This is a genomic window from Streptomyces sp. NPDC026575 (assembly GCF_055567415.1).
On the sequence record NZ_JBVHQM010000015.1, the window covers coordinates 129,381 to 147,239 of the forward strand.

Consider the following 17,859-nt stretch of genomic DNA (forward strand, 5'->3'; position numbering starts at 1 on the left):
CACGTGCCGAACCGCACGGCCCGCGCACCGGATAGGTGTACCCGACAGGTAGTGGACATCGGCGCGGTGAGCAGGGCGGACCGCCGTTTGACTGCTGTTCAGCGAGCGGCGCGAACGCCTCGATGCGCCCCGCCTGGAGGAACCCCATGTCCAAAACCATCCCCTATTTCCAGAACCGCACCTGCCCCTACCACCCGCCCGCCGCCTACCGACCGCTGCGCGAGCAGGGCCCCGTCCACCGCGTCACCTTCTACGACGGCCGCACGGTCTGGGCGGTGACCGGCCACGCCGAGGCCCGGGCTCTGCTGGGCGACGCCCGCGTGTCGTCCGACTGGCAGAACCCGGCCTTCCCGGTGCCGGCCGAACGCTTCACCGCGCTCCGCCAGGTCCGCACACCCCTGATCGGGGTGGACGACCCCGAGCACGGCTCCCAGCGCCGGATGCTGATCCCCAGCTTCACCAACAAGCGGGTCGCCGCACTGCGCCCGGAGATCCAGCGGGTCGTCGACGAGCTGATCGACCGGATGCTCGCCGAAGGGCCGCCCGCGGAACTGGTCTCCGCGTTCGCCCTGCCGGTCCCCTCGATGGTGATCTGCTCACTGCTCGGTGTGCCCTACTCCGACCACAAGTTCTTCGAGGAGGCATCGCGAGCGATCCTGCGGGGCCGTACCACCGAGGAGGCGACGGCCGCCCGGGTGGAACTGGAGGAGTATTTGGCCGGGCTGATCGCCCAGAAGGAGCGGGAACCGGGCGAAGGGCTGCTGGACGAGCTGATCGAGGACCGGCTGCGGGCCGGCGCCCTCGAACACGACGAGTTGGTCCGGCTGGTCATGGTCCTGCTGATGGCCGGTCACGAGACCACCGCCAACATGATCTCGCTCGCCGCCTTCACCCTCCTGGAACACCCCGGGCAACTGGCGCAACTGCGTGCCGAGCAGGACCTGATGCCGGCCGCCGTCGAGGAGCTGCTGCGGTTCCTGTCCGTCACCGACGGGATGCTGCGGGTGGCGAAGGAGGACATCGAGATCGGCGGAGCACTCATCCGCGCCGACGACGGGATCCTGCTGCCCGTCTCCCTGATCAACCGCGACGACTCCGTCTATCCGTCACCCGACCGGCTGGACCTGGACCGTTCGGCCCGCCACCACCTCGCCTTCGGCTTCGGCAGCCACCAGTGCCTGGGCCAGAACCTGGCCCGTGCGGAGCTGGAGATCTCGCTGCGCGCCCTGTTCACCAGGCTCCCGGATCTGCGACTCGCCGTACCGGCCGACGAGGTCCCCTTCAAGCCCGGTGACGATACTGTGCAAGGCCTGATCGAACTGCCGCTGACCTGGTAACAGCCAGGACGGAGACGGAAGGAAAGGGGTCCGGCATGCGGATCACCATCGACAGCGAAGTCTGTATCGGCTCCGGTCAGTGCGCCCTGACCGCGCCGGGAGTGTTCGGCCAGGACGACGACGGCTACGGCACCGTGCAGCCCGGCAGCGAGGACGGCGCGGGCGACCCGATGGCGCACGAGGGTGCCCGCGCCTGCCCCGTGCAGGCCATCACGGTCTCGGACGACTGAGCCCGCCGTACGGATCCACTACCGCAGCTCTCGGGTGACGGGGAGTTCGAGGACACCGGTGTCCTGGGGCGTGCTGGTGACGGTCACCGGCTTCTCCCCCCGGTTGCCCGCGTAGGCGTCGTCGCTCGCGGCGATGACGAAGCCCAGCCGGTGCCCCGGCTCGTAGCGGTGCACGATCGCCGGGAGTTCGACGGAGAAGCTCCGGGTCACATCGGGCACCCGCGCCGGGGCCACCAACCGGTTCACCAGGGTCTTGGTGCCGTCCGGCGCGATGTCGTAGAGCTTGGCGAAGAGCACCAGCCGGTCGGCGGCGTCCGGGGACTCCTGGGCCCGCTCCGCCGCCGGCGAGTCCACCTTGAGTGTCACCCTGGGCGCGCCCACCACGTCCACCGGACTGCCCCCCACCGGGGCGGACGTCCAGGTCAGATGGGTGCCCCCGAGGTCGGACGGCGCCGTGTCCGGCAGCCCCAGCATGCTGGACAGCGAGCTCTCCGAGTGGCTGGTGGCCATCGGCAGGTTGCGGTACGTACGGCTGCCGGGCACCACCTTGCTGCGGTCGTCGACGAGCGCGCCGTCCCCGGAGAGGTACAGCCGCCGGCCGCCGCCCGACGGGACGCTCGACGAGGTGGCGTAGGCGGGCCCCTCGGTCACCCAGTCCCGGTAGTAGGCGAACGCCGGCCCGGTGTCGGTCTTCTTGTGATGGTGCAGATAGCGGTCGAACCAGGCGAGGATCCGCCGCCCGACGTAGCTGCCGCGCAGGTTGCCCTCGGCCAGGTTGAGTTCGCCCGCCGCCGGCTTCCGCATCCCGCCGCTGTGGCCCCACGACTGCCAGATCATCTTGGCCGGGGTGCCCTGTTCGGTGAGCGTCCGGTAGGAGGCGGTGGCCTCGTTGAGGTTGAACAGGGTGTCCGCCTGCCCCTGGATCAGCAGCGTCGGCGCCGTGACCGACTTCAGATACGAGACCGGGGAGACGCTGCGCGCGTAGGCGAGCACGGCTTGGGTCTGCTCGGCCGGGTACGTCCCCGAGTCCAGCAGCCGCTTGGTGCCGCAGGCCCGCTCGACGAAGTGCAGACAGCCCGCGCCGCCGATCCGCGACGTGTCCAGATTCGGGTGGAGGAGCCCCTGCGCCTCCCCCAGCAGGAAGAACCCGTTGGTCCACTGCCACTTGTAGGCGCCGGGCAGCGGCCGGCCGGCTCCCTCGGCGCGGCCGGCGTTGTTGGGGTCGAGGGAGTAGGAGAGGTCGTTCCAGGTGATGAGCGGGACCAGGGCGTCGACGCGGTGGTCGACGGCCGCGGTAGCCATCTGGATCGCCCCGCCGTAGGACCCGCCGATCATGCCGACCCGCGGATCGCTGTTGCCGTCCTTGGCGACGTAGTCGACGCGGGTCCCGTCGTCGGCCTTGCGAGTGCCGGCCAGCATGTCGAGCAGCCGGCTCGCCGTCCGGCCGTCGACCCGGGGGTCGTCGAGGGAGATCGGGCAGCCGGTCTTGCCGAAGCCGAGGCCGGAGTAGGCCAGCGCCACATAGCCGCGCGAGGCGAACGCCCTGGCGATGGCGTCGGTGCTGCCGTCCGCCTTGCTGCCGCCGAAGCCGTTGGTGGTCAGCACGGCGGGCGCGGGGTGTGCGGCGTCGACTCCGGCCGGGCGGTAGACATCGGTGTCCAGGGTGCATCTGCGGTCGCCGGCCCGGACCGTGAGCTTCAGTTCGGTGACGGTGTACGGGTCGGCGGCGACGACCGCGGCCGCGGGGCCGGAGAGGACGAGCGGCGCAGCGAGGGCGGTGCCGGTCAGCAGGGCGAGGGACGTGCGGAGCAGGGAGCGGGAGAGTGCTCGGGACTCGCTGGGCACCAGGACCTCCACAAGGACATGTCGTACCAACCAGTCGGTAACGGCGCGCCTATGTTGTGACACGAGTAACGGTCACGTCAACGCTCATGGCCCGCGTTTCTGACAGGACATCAGTTCGCAGACCTCCGCCGGGCGGACGGGGGCCGGCGGCCGCCGCGTCAGACCAGCGCCGGACCCGTGAAGCGCAGCGTGCCGGCCGTCGCGTCCAGCTCCGCGGCGACGCCCAGCGGAACGGTCAGGGCGGACTCCCCGTGGCCGAAGCCGAACTCCTCGACCACCGGCACCCCGAGCCCGCCCAGCCGGTCCCGCAGCACCTCGCGCACCCGCTCGTACGGTCCGCAGCGCGCCCAGGAGCCGAGCACGACCCCGGCGACGCCGTCCAGCCAGCCGGCCCGCAGGAGTTGGGTGAGCGCACGGTCGATCCGGTACGGCGGCTCGCCCACGTCCTCCAGCAGCAGCAGTCCGCCCGAGGCGCCGCGCCTGGCCCGGCGGGTGCCCAGCTCGCTGGCGAGCATGGCCAGACAGCCGCCGACGGTGACCCCGCGGGCCCGGCCCGCCACCAGCGGCCGGGCCGTGGCCGAGGCCAGCGTGCGGACGGTCTCGGGCGCGAAGAGCGTGCGCCGGAGGTGCTCGCGGGTGGGGTCGTCCTTGAGGAAGACCTCGCCGGCGACGGCCGGGCCGTGCAGCGTCGCGACACCGGCGCGCACCGCGAATGCCTCGTGCAGCACCGTCACATCGCTGAAGCCGATCAGCGGTTTGGGGGCCGCGGCCCGGAGGGCGGACCAGTCCAGCAGGTCGACCATCCGCTGTGCGCCGTAGCCGCCGCGGGCCGCGAACACCGCCTTGACGGACGGATCGCACCAGGCGGCCTGGAGGTCGCGGGCCCGGTCCTCGTCACCGGCCGCGAGATATCCCAGCGTGCCGTGGGTGCCCAGGACGTGGGGCGCGGCGACCGGATCGAGGTCCCAGCCGCGCAGCACGTCCAGCCCGCGGTCCAGCCGGTCGGCCACGATGGGGCCGCTGGGCGCGACCACCGCCACCCGGTCGCCGGCCCGCAGCCGCGGGGGCCGGCGCAGCGCCGCCACGGTCATCCGCGCAGCTCCAGTGCCGGGATGTCGCCGCGGGTGAAGCCGAACGCCTGGGCGTACAGGGAGAGTTCGGCCTCCACGGCGCGGATGATGGTGTCCGCGCGGCGGAAGCCGTGCCCCTCGCCGGGGAACGCCAGGTAGGCGTGCGGTATGCCGCGCCCGGCGACCGCGGCGAGGAAGCGTTCGCACTGGGCGGGCGGGCAGATCACGTCGTCCAGGCCCTGGAGCAGCAGGAACGGTGCGGCGATCCGGTCCGCGCGGTGCAGCGGCGAGCGCTCGCGGTAGCGCTCGGGCACCTCGGCGAGCGGACCGACCAGCGACTCCAGATACTGCGACTCGAAGTCATGGGTCTCGCCGCCGGCCCAGCCGGTGAGGTCGAGGATCGGATAGCTGATGGTGCCGCAGGCGTAGAGGTCGGTGGTGGTCAGCGAGGCGGCGGTGGTCCAGCCGCCGGCGCTGCCGCCGCGGATCGCCAGCCGGGCGGGGTCGGCGGTGCCCTCGTCGGCCAGGGCCCGGGCGACGGCCGCGCAGTCCTCGACGTCGACCACGCCCCACTGGCCGCGCAGCCGCTCGCGGTAGGCGCGGCCGTAGCCCGTCGAACCGCCGTAGTTGACCTCGGCGACGCCGATGCCGCGGGAGGTGAAGTAGGCGATCTCCAGGTCGAGCACCAGCGGGGCGCGGCCGGTGGGGCCGCCGTGCGCCCAGACCACGAAGGGCGGCAGCTCGCCCTCGGGGGCGGTGTGGTCGGGGCTGTGCGGCGGATGGATGTGGGCGTGGACGTCCCGCCCGCCGGGTCCGGTGAAGGTGCGGCTGTGCGGCCGGGAGTAGTAGGCCGGGTCCAGTACGTCGACATGCCGGCAGGCGATCGCGCGGGCCCGTCCGGTGCAGGTGTCCAGCTCGACGATCTCGTAGGAGCGGTGCGGGCCGGCCGCGATGCCGACGACGCGGGTGCCGTGCACGGCGAGGGTGGGCGCCCACTCCGTCCAGGGCCCCGCGGCGTCGACGAGTTCGCCGCTGACCGGGTCGAGGATGCCCAGGGAGGTCGCGCCACGGCCGTGGACGACCGCGACGGTGCCGTTGTCCAGGGGCAGGAACCAGCGCTGTCCGACGTTCCACAGCGGGCCGCCGAACTCCTCCTCCCGGGCGGGGCACAGCGCGCGGGAGGCGACCACGCCGTCGCCGGCCGGTTCGGGGTCGATGCGCTGGAGTTCCCACCAACCGCTGAGGTCCGAGACGAACAGCAGCGAGCCGTCGGCGGCCCACTCGATCTGGGCGACGGACTCACCGCCGCCCTCGTCGCCCCGGGCGTCGGTGCCGAGGTCGCCGACGAGCGGCCGGATGTCCTCGAACGTGCCCCCCTCGGTGATCCGGGCGACCATCACCACGGTGCCGTCCCAGGGCATCTGCGGGTGGTCCCAGGCGATCCAGGCGGCCCGCCGCCCGTCCGGGGAGATCCGCGGGCCGGTGACGAACCGGTGCCGGTCGTCGCTCAACTCCCTTACGACGGCGCGGTCTTCGGCCGCCGAGCCGTCGAGCGGCACGGCCGCGACCACCCGGCGGACATCCGTCGGCCGGTCGCCGGTGAACTCCTCCAGGACGCACCACACCTCGCCCAGCTCCGGGCGCAGCACCGGATCGACCCAGCGCAGTCCGTCGCCGACGGCGGAGAGCGGGGTGAGCGGGCGGGGTGCGGCGCCGCCGTCCGGCTCGTGGACGTAGAGCCGCTGGTCGGCGAAGTCGCTGAAGACGACCAGCGGGCCGCGGTCGGTGACGGTGCCGGCCCAGGGCTGGCCGCCGTACTCCAGCACCCGGCTGCGGACGTTCCAGGGCGCCGGCAGCACCGGCTGCCGGGTGCCGTCCGCCAGCCGGCGGACCAGCGCCCGCCGGCCGCCCTCGTCGGGCCGCGGCTCCGTCCACCACACCTCGTCGCCGACCACACCGACGAAGGCCGGGCGGCCGTCGTGTGCGGCGACGGTGCGGGCGTCCATGGGGGACGCCCAGGTGCCGTAGGGAGCGGTGGTCACCATGCAGCAGTTCCTCTCGTGGGCCGGTCGGGCAGGTCCCGTCCGGTCAGGCCAGGCGCAGGAAGTGGTCCAGCACCCGGACTCCGAAGTGCAGTCCCTCGACCGGTACCCGCTCGTCCACGCCGTGGAAGAGCGCCTGGTAGTCGAATCCCTCGGGCAGTTTCAGCGGTGAGAAGCCGTAGCCGGTGATGCCCAGCCGGGAGAACTGCTTGGCGTCCGTGCCGCCGGACATGCAGTACGGAACGACATGGCCGTCCGGGTCGAAGCGCTCGATCGCGGCGCGCATCGCGGCATAGGTCGGGGAGTCGACCGGGGCCTGCAGGGCGACCTCGCCGTGGTGGTACTCCCAGCTCACGTCGGGCCCGGTCAGCTCGTCCATGGTGGTGCGGAACTCCGCCTCACCACCGGGGACGACCCTGCCGTCCACGTAGGCGACGGCGGACCCGGGGATCACGTTGACCTTGTAACCGGCCGTCAGCATCGTGGGGTTGGCGCTGTTGCGGACCGTCGGCGCGACGAGCTTGGCGCACGGGCCGAGCCGGTCCAGCAGCGCGTCGACGTCGAAGCCGGGCGCCTCGTCGTCCATGTCGACGCCGCGCAGCGCGGCGAGTTCGCGCAGCGCGGCGCGGACGGTCGGGGTGAGCCGGACCGGCCAGGAGTGCTCGCCGATCCGGGCCACGGCGGCGGCGATCCGGGTGACGGCGTTGTCGGGGTTGACCTTCGAGCCGTGCCCCGCGCGACCCTGGGCGGTCAGCTTCAGCCAGGCCGTCCCGCGCTCGCCGGCCGCGATCGGGTACAGCTGCATCCCGCCGCCGGCGTGGAAGGTGAACGCCCCGGACTCGCTGATGCCTTCGGTGCAGTCGGCGAGGAGATCGGCGTGCCGGTCGGCCAGGAAGCCCGAGCCGTCGGCCGCGCTGGCCTCCTCGTCGGCGGTGAAGGCCAGCACGATGTCGCGCCGCGGCCGCACTCCGCTGCGCGCCCAGTGCCGTACGACGGACAGCACCATCGCGTCCATGTTCTTCATGTCGACGGCGCCCCGCCCCCAGACCACGCCGTCGCGGACCTCCCCCGAGAAGGGGTGCACGCTCCAGTCGGAGGGCTCGGCGGGCACCACGTCCAGATGGCCGTGGACCAGCAGGGCGTCGGCCGCGGGGTCGGTGCCCTCGATGCGGGCGACGACGTTCGTCCGGCCCTTGGTGCGCTCCAGCAGCGCCGGCTCCAGCCCGGCCGCGGCCAGCCGCTCGGCGACGTACTCGGCGGCCGGGCGCTCCCGGCAGGCGCCGTCGCCCGCGTTGCCGGTGTCGATCCGGATCAGGTCCGAGGTGAAGCGCACCACCTCGTCCAGCGCCTGCTGGTCGACGCCCGGGGCGGGCTCGGCCGCGGGGTCCACCATGAGGTCCATCTCAGCCATACGCTTCCTCCACGGCCGACGACACGACGGTGGTGACCGTCTTGAAGCACCGGATGGCTTCGTACATGTTCTGACTGGTATACGCCACGCGCCGTTCCCCGCTGCGCTCCACGCCGGGCACACAGGTCGCGACGACCACCAGATGCTCGGCGTCGAACTCCAGCTCGAAGCGGTGCGGTCCGCGCCGGACCGGTTCGTGGCGCACCGCGAGCGCCGCCCCCTTGCGCGCCCCGGCCCGGATGTCGGCCGCCGTGCGGGCCGGTGGCCGGCAGACCGCCGCATAGCGCGACACATAGTCCTTGACCGCCACACCGGGCGCCTGCGGGGCGTAGCCCAGCGCGTCCTGGCAGGTGCGGTCGTCGCCGGTGACCAGCACCACCGGCACGCCGTACTCGGCGACCACGAGGGAGTTCAGATAGCCCTCGCTCGCCCGGGTGCCGTCGACCCAGACGCCGGTGAGCGTGTTGGCGAGGTAGGTGTGCGCGAGGACGCCTTCGGTGCCGGCCGCGGTGTGGTAGCCGACGAAGGCGATGCCGTCGACATCGCCGTGCTGTACGCCCTCGACCATGCTGAGCGACTTGTGCTTGCCGGTGAGCATCTGGGCGCGCTCGTCGAGCTGTTCCAGCAGCAGATTGCGCATCGACCAGTGCGCCTCGTTGACCAGCACGTCGTCGGCGCCGCCGTCGAAGAACCCGGCGATCGCCGCGTTCACGTCGGAGGTGAACATCCGCCGGCAGCGCTCCCACTGCGGAGTGCCGGGCAGCACGTCGGCGGGCCAGGTGACGCCGGTGGCGCCCTCCATGTCGGCGGAGATGAGGATCTTCACATTCACCAGTCCTCTCGCGGCTGGGCGGCGGTACGCACGATTCCCGACATCACTCGTCAACAACAGTTTCGAGGCGGCGAACGGATTCCCCACCCTAACCAGGGCCTTCGGTATGACGCCCCGTCCGGCACCCTCCAGGACCGGCCAGTTGGCCGCAACGGCGCCCTCCGGACGGAGCAGACGCGCCGGAACGTTCGCGGGGCGCCTCGACCCACACAGTTTCTGTCGCAAAGCGGAAGGTCTTCCGCCAGCATTCGGACGGAGTTCCGACGGACATCTGTCAGCTGCCGTCGGCACTTGCCAGGTGAGGTAGAACAGCCCGGACCGGCCTCCCACAGGATGAAACAGAGGCAGAACGATGAGCAACGCACTCAACGGCGCCTGGTTAGCGCAGCCCGGCGACACACAGGCAGACGACCACGATCAGCTCGCGATCCTCACCGATCTGATCACGCAATCACTTTGCGACCGCAATCCACGCTTCCGGGACTGCCTGGAACACGACACTCGTACGCAGGTCACCCGGCTGATCGAGGAGGTGCTGCGCAACGGCCGCCCGCTGCCCGGCACCGTCCGGGCGGTCATGCTGCGGACCGGCACCGACATCCACCTCGTGGCATCCGCACTGGGCGACTGCCTCGTCAGCGCGCCCGGCGAGGCGCCGGGCCTGCTGATCCCCGGCACGCTCGCCGACGACAGCGGCGGCCGCGCCCGGCTCAAGGGCGTGCTGCGGCACCGCGCCGCCGCGGTCGGCCATGCGGTACCGGCGCACGACGCCGCCGCCTCCGTAGGGTCCGCGACCCGCCTGCTGGCCCTGGCATCGGCGCACGACGGCCCCGACGCCGGAGTGATGTTCGTCGACGACCACCTCTCCTCCCTCGTCCTGCTCCAGGACGAGTCGCTGGCCCGTACGCTCGTCGCGCGCCGCCTGCGCCCGCTGGCGGGCCTGTCCCCGGAGCGGTGCGAGCGCCTGGAAGCCACCCTGCTGGCCTGGCTCGGCGGGATGGGCGCCCCGGAGATCGCCAAGGCGCTCGGCATCCATCCGCAGACCGTGCGCTACCGGATGCGCCAGCTGGAGCGGCTCTTCGGCGCCCGGCTCCGCGACCCGCTGGCCCGCTTCGAGATCGAGATGGCGCTCCGCAGCCGCCGGCTGCTGTCGGTCGCCCACCACCGCCGCGCGGTCGCGGCCCGCCGACGAGCCGCGACCGGGGCCCGCCGTCCACTGCCGCGCCCCTAGAGAGCGCCGAGGACTCCGCACTCCCCCGTGTCCGATTTGGCGAATGTCACACGCCGACCCACACCGCCAAAATCGGACAATCCCTCCCATCTGCCCGGAGGCGCCGCGCAGCCGCCCCGTATCGTCCACCCCCATGCACAGATCACGCATATCGACCTGCGCGCGCCGCGGGCTGGCCGCCGTCGTGGCTGCCGGGTCGCTGCTCACGGTGCTCACCACGGCGACCCCGGCGGCGGCCGGCACCGCCAGCACCCCGGTGGACGGCGCCAAGGTCGTGTGCACCTCGCAGAAGCCGGGCCTGGCCCCCGCGCTGTCCCATGACATAGCCGTCGCCCTCGACGGCCACGAGGGCGCCGCGGCGCTGGCCGTCTACGACCGGCGCACCAGGACCCGCTGCGACTTCCAGGCCGGTGCGCACTTCGACTCGGCGAGCGTGGTGAAGGTGACCGTGCTCGGGGCGCTGCTGCGGCAGGCCGAGGAGGCGCACCGCCACCTCACCCCGCGCGAGGTGCGGCTGACCACCGCCATGATCACCAAGTCGGACAACGCCTCGACCAACGCGCTGTGGCGGCAGATCCGCCCCGCCGGCGTCCAGCACTTCCTGACCCTGGCCGGTATGCGGCACACCGTCCCCGGGACGGGCGGCGCCTGGGGCCTCACCCAGATCACCGCCGCCGACCAGCTCACCCTGATGCAGCTGCTGACGACGGACAGCCCGGTGCTCACCCCGGCCTCCCGCGGCTATGCGCTCGGCCTGATGGGACATGTCGTCCCCGAACAGCGCTGGGGAGCGCCCGCCGGCGCCCCGGCCACGGCGACCGTCCACGTCAAGAACGGCTGGCTGCCGCGCAAGACCGACGGCTGGCGGGTGAACAGCGTCGGCGCCTTCACCGGCGGCGCCCACGACTACGGCATGGCCGTGCTGTCCACCGGAAACCGCACCATGGGCGACGGCGTGGACGCCGTGGAGAGCGCCGCCCGCGTCATACACCGCGATCTGTCACGCTGACGGCCCCGGTACCCGCGATACGACTTTGCACTCCCCAGGGTGACCGGGTGCCCCGATGTCCCCCACGGGCGGGCCGGGCGGCGATATCAACGCCGCATGATCAAGGCAGACCTCACGGGAGTTCCCGAAACGGCGTTGTGGACCCTCTACCATCGGGCCACCGAGGCCGCCCGCCCCGACACCGTGCTGCCCGACCCCCGCGCCGTGGGACTCGTCGCCGAGCTGGACTTCCCCTTCCGGGAGCGGCTGGGCGCCGCCCGCCCCTGGGTGGCGCAGGCCCTGGCCCTGCGCGCCCTCGCCTTCGACCAGGTGGTGCGGGAATTCCTCGCCGGCCACCCGGACGGCACCGTGATCGCGCTCGGCGAGGGCCTGGAGACCCAGTTCTGGCGGGTGGACAACGGCCGCGCCCGATGGGTCACCGTCGACCTGGCCGACCTGCTGGAGCTGCGCGAGCGGGTACTGCCCCACGGTGCCCGGCAGCGGCTCGTCGCCGGCGACGTCCGCGACAGCCGATGGACGGCGGGCATCGACACCTCGCGCGGGGTCCTGGTGACGGCCCAGGGGCTGCTGATGTACCTGCGGCCCGCGGAGGTGACCGAGCTGATCGCCGCCTGCGCCGACGCGTTCCCGGGCGGCACGCTGCTCTTCGACTCGGTCTCGCGGCGCTTCGCCACCCGCACCCGCACCGGCGGGAAGGGGCCCGGCGGCCACCGCCTGCCCCCGATGGCCTGGGGCATGGACGCGCACGAGCGGGACCGGCTCCGCGGCGCCCACCCCGCGGTCGGCGACGTGGCCGACGTTCCGCTCGCCGCGGGCCGCGGCCTCCTCGGCTACCTCGCGCCCCGCGCCGCGGCCGTGCCCCTGCTCCGCGGCGACCGGCCCCTGATCACCCGGCTGCGCTTCGCCGCCGACGCCGCCCCGCTCCGGCCGCCGCCACCCGCTGGGCGAGCCGCGCCGGACGCTCCGCGCTGACCGCGGTGGTGGGCCCGCACCCAGGCCCACCGGCCGCCGCCCCGGGGCGCGTGCTCAGTCCTCGTGTCCCAACTGCAGGTCGCGTTCGGTCCGACCGCCGCCGGCCATCTGCAGGACGGTGGCCACCGGCGGGTACCCGGCGGCGATCACGGTGTACTCGCCGGCCGACAGGTCCACGAAGCGGAACAGCCCGTCGGCGCCGGTCGTCGCGGTGTCGACGACATTTCCGGCGGTGTCCAGGAGGGTGACCCGGGCGTCCTCGACGGGGCGGCCGCCCCCGGCCCGTACGGTCCCGCGCAGTACCGCGCCACCGGCGAGCTCGACGTCCTGGCGGGTCTCGCGCGACGCCTGCACGGTGACCGGGAGCGCGGTCGGCCGGAACGCCGGGGCGCTGGCGGCGAGGGTGTACTCACCAGCCACCAACTCGCCCATGACATAGGCCCCTTCACGCCCGGAGCGGGTGGCCGCGACGACCTCGCCCCGTACGTCGGTGAGGGTGACCATGGCGTCGCGTACGGGCGTGCCGTCGGCGGTGGTGACGGCACCGGCCAGCCGCCCGGCGCCGCCGAGTACCACGTCCAGCTCGACCGGCCGCTCGCCGACGGTGACGATGACCGCCTGCGGCTGGTGTCCTCCGGCGGCCGCGACCAGCACATACGAACCGGCGCCCGGTGTGGCGAGCGCGTATCGCCCGTCCTCGCCGGTGGCGCCGCGGCCGATCTGCCGACCGTCGACATCGATGAGGGTGAGCGCGGCGCGCGGCACGATGGAGCCGTCGTGGTGCTGGACGGTGCCGCACACCGGGACGCCGGGGTGGCCCGCCGCGGCGTGGGCGCGGGGCCGGGTGTACGGGGCGGCGACCGCCGCGTCGGCGGCGGGGCGGGCCGGCGGGACCGCGGCGGGGGCGGTCGGTTCGCCGTACGGGGCGTGCGGGGTCGGGGAGGTCTGCGGGGCAGGAGAGGCGTGAGACACCAGCGGTTTCTCTTTCAGGAAGAAGGCGAGCACAAGGCCCAGGACGAGCACCGGCACCAGGTAGAAGAAGATCCGCGGCACGGCGTGCGCGGAGGCGGCCAGCTGGCCGTCGCGCAGCCAGGCGGGCAGCGCGCGCACGAGGTGCGGGGTGATCGACTCCGGGTCGGGCAGCGGGTTCGGCCCCGGCGGCCGGTCGTCGAGCCGGCGCAGGAGCCGGTCGGCGAGGAGGGCGCCGAAGAGGGCCGCGCCGACGCTGCCGCCGAGCTGCCGGAAGCAGTGGTCGGGGCCGGTCGCGGCGGCGCGGCCGCGTACGGAGCTGCGCACGGAGCTGCGTACGGCGAGCACCAGCACCGGCACGACCAGGCCGATGCCGAGGCCGAGGACGCCCGTCCAGAGGCACACCTCGCGCGGGGCGTCCGGCCGCGTCCGCGACAGCAGCCACATCCCCGCCGCGGCCAGCGCGCAGCCCAGGACGGGGAAGGCCCTGTAGTGGCCGGTGCGGCCGATGAGCCGGGCGGAGCCGGCCGAGGCGAGCACGATGCCGCACGTCAGCGGCAGCATCAGCAGCCCGGACCCGGTGGCCGAGGCCCCGTCGGTCGCCCGGAGGAAGGCCGGAAGCCAGTCGGCGGCGCCGAAGAGCGCGAGGCCGACGGCGGCGCCGACCAGGCCGGTGACGCGGAAGATCGAGTCGCGGAAGAGCCGCAGCGGGACCAGCGGTTCGGCGGCGAAGTACTCCACGGCGAGGAACAACAGGGCGGTGCCGAGCGCACCGGCGGCGAGGCCGAGGACGGTCCGCGAGTGCCAGGCGTACTCGGTGCCGCCCCAACTGGCCAGCAGCACAAGGCAGAGGGAGCAGGCGGCGAGCAGCAGCGCGCCGGCGAGGTCGGGCCGGCGGCGGCCGGCGGGCCGGGGCAGCTTCAGGGCGAGGGCGAGCACCAGGAGCGTCAGCACGCCGCAGGGGACGTTGGCGTAGAAACACCAGCGCCAGGAGGCGTGGTCGGCGCAGAGGCCGCCGACCAGCGGCCCGGCCGCGGTGGCGAGCCCGAAGGCGGCGCCGAGCAGGCCCATGGAGCGCCGGCGGGCCCGCGCCGGGACGACCTCGGCGGTGATCGCCCGGACGCCGATCATGAGCCCACCGCCGCCGATGCCCTGCACGGCCCGGAAGGCGATCAGTTCGTCCATGGTGCGCGACCAGCCGGCCAGCGCCGAGCCGGCGGTGAAGACGAGGATCGCGAGGAGGAGGACGGGCTTGCGGCCGAAGAGGTCGCCGAGTCTGCCGTGGAGGGGCAGGGCGATCGCCGCCGCGAGGAGGTAGGAGGTCACCACCCAGGACATCCGGCCCTGGCCGGGCAGTTCACCGGCGATCTTCGGGAGCGCGGTGGCGACGACGGCCGGGCCGAGGGCGGCGAGCAGCAGCGTCAGCAGCAGACCGGCGAGGACCGTGCGGACCCGGCGGGGGCCGAGCGGCACCGGCGCCGTGCCGGGAGCGGACGCGTCGGTCCGCTCGCTCAGGGTGGTCCCGCCCACGTGCTGCTCCCCTCGTCACGCCTGCTGCCGCCCAATTTCTCGCATTGGGCGACAACAGCGTTCAAGCGCGGCGAAAGGGTGCGTGCGGGGCGGGAACGGACGTCAAGTGCCTTGCCCCGGACGCCTCTTGGGCTCCCATCAGGGCTTTCCGGACGGAACCGATCCGGTGGGCCGGACACTTCGGCCCACCGGAAACCACCCGAACCGGTGAGCGTGACGACACGCATTCAGGGTGACGGAAGTGACTACGGATCACTCCTGCTCCACGCCACCCCTGCGTGCGGCCGTCGTGCCGCGCTCGGGGTCACTTCTCCATACGGGTGGCGAGGTTGGCGAGGATGGCGTCGTAGATCCGGCCGAGGCCCTTGGGGGCGAAGGTCCGCTCGAAGAAGCCGCCGATACCGCCGGCGCCCTGCCAGGTGGTGGTGACGACGACCTTGGCGCGCTTCTCGCCGGCCGGCGTGACGACCCATGTCGTCACCATGGAGGAGTTGCGGTCCTTCTCGACGAGCTGGCCGTCGGTGGGCTCGTCGACCTCCAGCAGGCAGTCGCGCACCCGCTTGCTCGTGGCCTGGAGCTTCCAGTGGACGAGGGTGCCCTTGCCGTCGCCGCCCTCGCGGACCTCGTACTCGCTGAAGTGCTCGGGCAGCAGCTGCTGGCGCGTGCCGGTGTAGTCGGCGAGCGCGTCGAACACGTCCTCCGGGTCCGCCGCGATCTCGCGCTGCGTGGTGGCCTCGACCTGACCCATGTGTGTCTTCCTCCAGTAGTCGGCTGCCGGTCCTGCGATGCGCCGCCAAGCCAACCACCACTGGGGGGCACGCCCAAAATCCGGGTCGACGAACCACAAGGGAACACCTGTTCTATTATGGCGAACCGGGGGGCTCGGCAGCACGCAGAAGGAGGCCCGATGCGCTGGGACAATCTGGGCGATGGCCGATCCGCCCTGTTCGGCACGGACGTCGTCAGCCGCACGATCGACACCCCCGAGTTCCGCGGCATCACCTTCCATGAGGTGCGCGCCCGCTCGATCGTCAACCGCGTCCCGGGCGCCTCCCGGATGCCGTTCGAATGGACCGTGAACCCCTACCGCGGCTGCAGCCACGCCTGCGTCTACTGCTTCGCGCGCAAGACGCACAGCTACCTCGACCTGGACACCGGGCTCGGCTTCGACTCGCAGATCGTCGTGAAGGTCAACGCCCCGGACCTGCTGCGCCGCGAGCTGGCCGGGCGCCGCTGGCGCGGCGACCACATAGCCATGGGCACGAACGTCGACTGCTACCAGCGCGCGGAGGGCCGCTACGGCCTGATGCCCGGCATCCTCCAGGCGCTGCGCGACCACGCCAACCCCTTCTCGATCCTCACCAAGGGCACGCTGATCCTGCGCGATCTGCCGCTGCTGCGGCAGGCCGCCGCGGTCACCGACGTCGGCATCTCCGTCTCCGTCGGCTTCCTGGACCGCGAGCTGTGGCGCACGGTCGAGCCCGGCACGCCCGCGCCGGAGCGCCGACTGGACGTGGTGCGCACGCTCACCGCGCACGGCATCCCGTGCGGGGTGCTGATGGCGCCGGTCATCCCCTTCCTCGGGGACTCGCCGGAACAGCTCCGCGCCACGGTCCGGGCCATCGCGGAGGCCGGCGCCGGGTCCGTCACCCCGCTCGTCCTCCATCTGCGGCCGGGCGCCCGCGAATGGTTCACGGCCTGGCTGGGACAGCACCACCCGCGGCTCGTACGGCGCTACGAGACGATGTACGCAGACGGCGCCTACGCGCCCAAGTGGTACCAGCGCCGGATCACCCGCCAGGTCCATGAACTCGCCGCCGAGTACGGAATCGGGCCGGCCCGCGCCGGCGAGCACCGCCGGATCGCGCCCCCGCCCCCGGCTCCCGCACCGGGCGGGCACCCGCCCCACGCCCCTTCCGAACCCGTCCAGTTGACGCTGCTCTGAAGCCTCGGCCCGCCCCCCAGGGACGCGGTGCGCCCTGCGCTCCGCCCCGGCCGGATGCCGGGGCGGCACCCGGACAGGTCCTAGGCCGAGGCGGCCGGGACCGCCTCCAGGGCCCGCGCCAAGCGGTCGCGCGCCTCCATCTGGGCGGCGATCCGCTCGTCGATGGCGGCGAGCCGCTCGCGGGCGATGCGCAGGCCCACGGGAGACGGCGGGGCGGTGGTCATGTCCCCGTCCAGGCAAGGGCCGAAGCACCGGACGTCGGCGAGGGTCAGCCCGGCCGCCAGGAGATGCCGTATGTTGCGCACCCGTACGGCCGCGCGCGCGTCGTAGACGCGATAGCCGTTGGCCGCCCTCTCCGAGGCGATCAGCCCCTCGCGCTCATAGTTGCGCAGCGCGCGCGTCGACGCCCCCGTGAGCTCCGCCAGCTCGCCGATCCGCACCGGCTCCCCCTCCCGTCCACGACCGCCGACAGCGGCCGGCCCCTCCTGTCTGCCGAGTGAACTCCCGGCGGGGGACGCCAGTTCCCGGATCAGCCCACCACCGCTCCCCCGTCGACCGGGAGGACCACCCCGGTCACGAACGACGCGGACGGCGCGGCGAGCCGGGTGACCGCCCAGGCCACTTCCTCGGGGCGGCCGACCCGCGCCATGGGCGTGTGCTCGATCTGCCACTTCCGTATGGCCGTCCGCTGCTCGGGCGTCCAGCCCTGGTGCAGCGCGATCGGGGTGTCGATCGCGCCGGGGGCGACCGCGACGACCCGTACGCCGCGCGGTGCGAGCTCCACCGCCCAGCTGCGGGTGAGGAGTTCGAGTCCGGTCTTGGTCGCCGCGTAGACCGAGTTGCCCGGCCACCCCCGCTGGCCGACCGAGGTGCTGATGTTGACCACGACACCGCCGGTCCGTTCCAGGTGGGGCACCGCTTCCTGGGTCAGCAGTACGGGCGCCACGAGGTTCGTCGCCAGCTGCGGCGCCATGCCCTCCTTGGTGTAGCTGCCGAGCGCCCCGCTGCCGACCACCGCCGCGTTGTTGACCAGGACGTCGAGTCGGCCGTAGGTGTCGACGGCATGGCGCACGAGGGCTTCGGGTGCGCCGTCCGCGGTGATGTCCGCGGCGTACGGGACGATCTCGCCGCCCTCGTGTCCGGCCCCCGCCGCCGTCTCCGCCAGCGGCTCGGCCCGGCGCCCCACCGCCAGCACGCGCGCCCCCTCCGCCGCGAAGGCGCGGGCGGCGGCCCGCCCGATCCCCGTACCGGCCCCGGTGATGATCACGACCCTGCGGTCCGTCCCGGGCACGGTCGACCCGGTGTGCGTAGTGCGTTCCATGCCGGGAGTCTCGAACCTTGACGTCTGGGGCAAGGTCAAGCGGCCGTCCGCCGGCCGCGCGTTCCTGAGCCAAAAACCCTTTGACCGGCCTCCTAGGCTCTCCCGCATGGATGGG

General features: G+C 73.4%; 15 protein-coding genes. 6 read left to right on the forward strand and 9 right to left on the reverse strand.

The window, feature by feature from the left end:
* The first annotated feature begins 146 nt into the window (after window positions 1-146).
* Complete coding sequence (locus ACZ4NB_RS21940) at window positions 147-1,337, forward strand: cytochrome P450 (protein ID WP_467663878.1); 1,191 nt, start codon at window positions 147-149, stop codon at window positions 1,335-1,337.
* Between the two features lie 35 nt (window positions 1,338-1,372).
* On the forward strand, window positions 1,373-1,567 hold the full coding sequence (locus ACZ4NB_RS21945) for a ferredoxin (RefSeq protein ID WP_467663880.1): 195 nt from the start codon (window positions 1,373-1,375) through the stop codon (window positions 1,565-1,567).
* A gap of 18 nt (window positions 1,568-1,585) precedes the next feature.
* On the opposite strand, the gene ACZ4NB_RS21950 is transcribed toward ACZ4NB_RS21945, so the two are convergent.
* From ACZ4NB_RS21950 to ACZ4NB_RS21970, 5 genes are all read right to left on the reverse strand, one after another.
* Window positions 1,586-3,412, reverse strand: coding sequence for a CocE/NonD family hydrolase (locus ACZ4NB_RS21950; RefSeq protein ID WP_467663882.1), 1,827 nt, complete (start codon window positions 3,410-3,412; stop codon window positions 1,586-1,588).
* Window positions 3,413-3,570: 158 nt separating this feature from the next.
* On the reverse strand, window positions 3,571-4,503 hold the full coding sequence (locus ACZ4NB_RS21955) for a S66 peptidase family protein (RefSeq protein WP_467663884.1): 933 nt from the start codon (window positions 4,501-4,503) through the stop codon (window positions 3,571-3,573).
* Window positions 4,500-6,527 carry a prolyl oligopeptidase family serine peptidase gene (locus ACZ4NB_RS21960; protein WP_467663886.1) on the reverse strand — a complete coding sequence of 676 codons (2,028 nt, stop codon included), beginning with the start codon at window positions 6,525-6,527 and terminating at the stop codon, window positions 4,500-4,502. The genes ACZ4NB_RS21955 and ACZ4NB_RS21960 overlap by 4 nt, the downstream gene beginning before the upstream one ends.
* A gap of 43 nt (window positions 6,528-6,570) precedes the next feature.
* Window positions 6,571-7,926 carry a M20/M25/M40 family metallo-hydrolase gene (locus ACZ4NB_RS21965; RefSeq protein ID WP_467664033.1) on the reverse strand — a complete coding sequence of 452 codons (1,356 nt, stop codon included), beginning with the start codon at window positions 7,924-7,926 and terminating at the stop codon, window positions 6,571-6,573.
* Between the two features lies 1 nt (window position 7,927).
* Window positions 7,928-8,761, reverse strand: a complete 834-nt coding sequence (locus tag ACZ4NB_RS21970; protein WP_467663887.1) for a M55 family metallopeptidase — start codon at window positions 8,759-8,761, stop codon at window positions 7,928-7,930.
* Between the two features lie 358 nt (window positions 8,762-9,119).
* Between ACZ4NB_RS21970 and ACZ4NB_RS21975 the strand changes: the two genes are divergently transcribed.
* The 3 genes from ACZ4NB_RS21975 (at window position 9,120) to ACZ4NB_RS21985 (ending at window position 11,979) form a co-directional block, all read left to right on the forward strand.
* On the forward strand, window positions 9,120-9,998 hold the full coding sequence (locus ACZ4NB_RS21975) for a PucR family transcriptional regulator (protein ID WP_467663889.1): 879 nt from the start codon (window positions 9,120-9,122) through the stop codon (window positions 9,996-9,998).
* 133 nt (window positions 9,999-10,131) lie between these two features.
* Complete coding sequence (locus ACZ4NB_RS21980; RefSeq protein WP_467663891.1) at window positions 10,132-11,007, forward strand: serine hydrolase; 876 nt, start codon at window positions 10,132-10,134, stop codon at window positions 11,005-11,007.
* Window positions 11,008-11,103: 96 nt separating this feature from the next.
* Window positions 11,104-11,979 (forward strand): class I SAM-dependent methyltransferase, encoded by an 876-nt coding sequence (locus tag ACZ4NB_RS21985; protein WP_467663893.1) that lies wholly within the window; start codon window positions 11,104-11,106, stop codon window positions 11,977-11,979.
* Window positions 11,980-12,033: 54 nt separating this feature from the next.
* On the opposite strand, the gene ACZ4NB_RS21990 is transcribed toward ACZ4NB_RS21985, so the two are convergent.
* Window positions 12,034-14,478, reverse strand: coding sequence for an MFS transporter (locus tag ACZ4NB_RS21990; protein WP_467663895.1), 2,445 nt, complete (start codon window positions 14,476-14,478; stop codon window positions 12,034-12,036).
* 304 nt (window positions 14,479-14,782) lie between these two features.
* A complete protein-coding gene (locus ACZ4NB_RS21995) occupies window positions 14,783-15,226 on the reverse strand; it encodes an SRPBCC family protein (protein ID WP_467663897.1) in 444 nt (147 codons plus the stop codon).
* Between the two features lie 159 nt (window positions 15,227-15,385).
* Between ACZ4NB_RS21995 and ACZ4NB_RS22000 the strand changes: the two genes are divergently transcribed.
* Window positions 15,386-16,423, forward strand: coding sequence for an Rv2578c family radical SAM protein (locus ACZ4NB_RS22000; RefSeq protein ID WP_467663899.1), 1,038 nt, complete (start codon window positions 15,386-15,388; stop codon window positions 16,421-16,423).
* 80 nt (window positions 16,424-16,503) lie between these two features.
* Here ACZ4NB_RS22000 and ACZ4NB_RS22005 read toward each other — a convergent pair whose 3' ends face one another.
* Together ACZ4NB_RS22005 and ACZ4NB_RS22010 are read right to left on the reverse strand one after the other, a co-directional pair.
* On the reverse strand, window positions 16,504-16,863 hold the full coding sequence (locus ACZ4NB_RS22005) for a MerR family transcriptional regulator (protein ID WP_467663901.1): 360 nt from the start codon (window positions 16,861-16,863) through the stop codon (window positions 16,504-16,506).
* 89 nt (window positions 16,864-16,952) lie between these two features.
* On the reverse strand, window positions 16,953-17,744 hold the full coding sequence (locus tag ACZ4NB_RS22010) for an SDR family NAD(P)-dependent oxidoreductase (RefSeq protein WP_467663903.1): 792 nt from the start codon (window positions 17,742-17,744) through the stop codon (window positions 16,953-16,955).
* Between the last annotated feature and the right edge of the window lie 115 nt (window positions 17,745-17,859).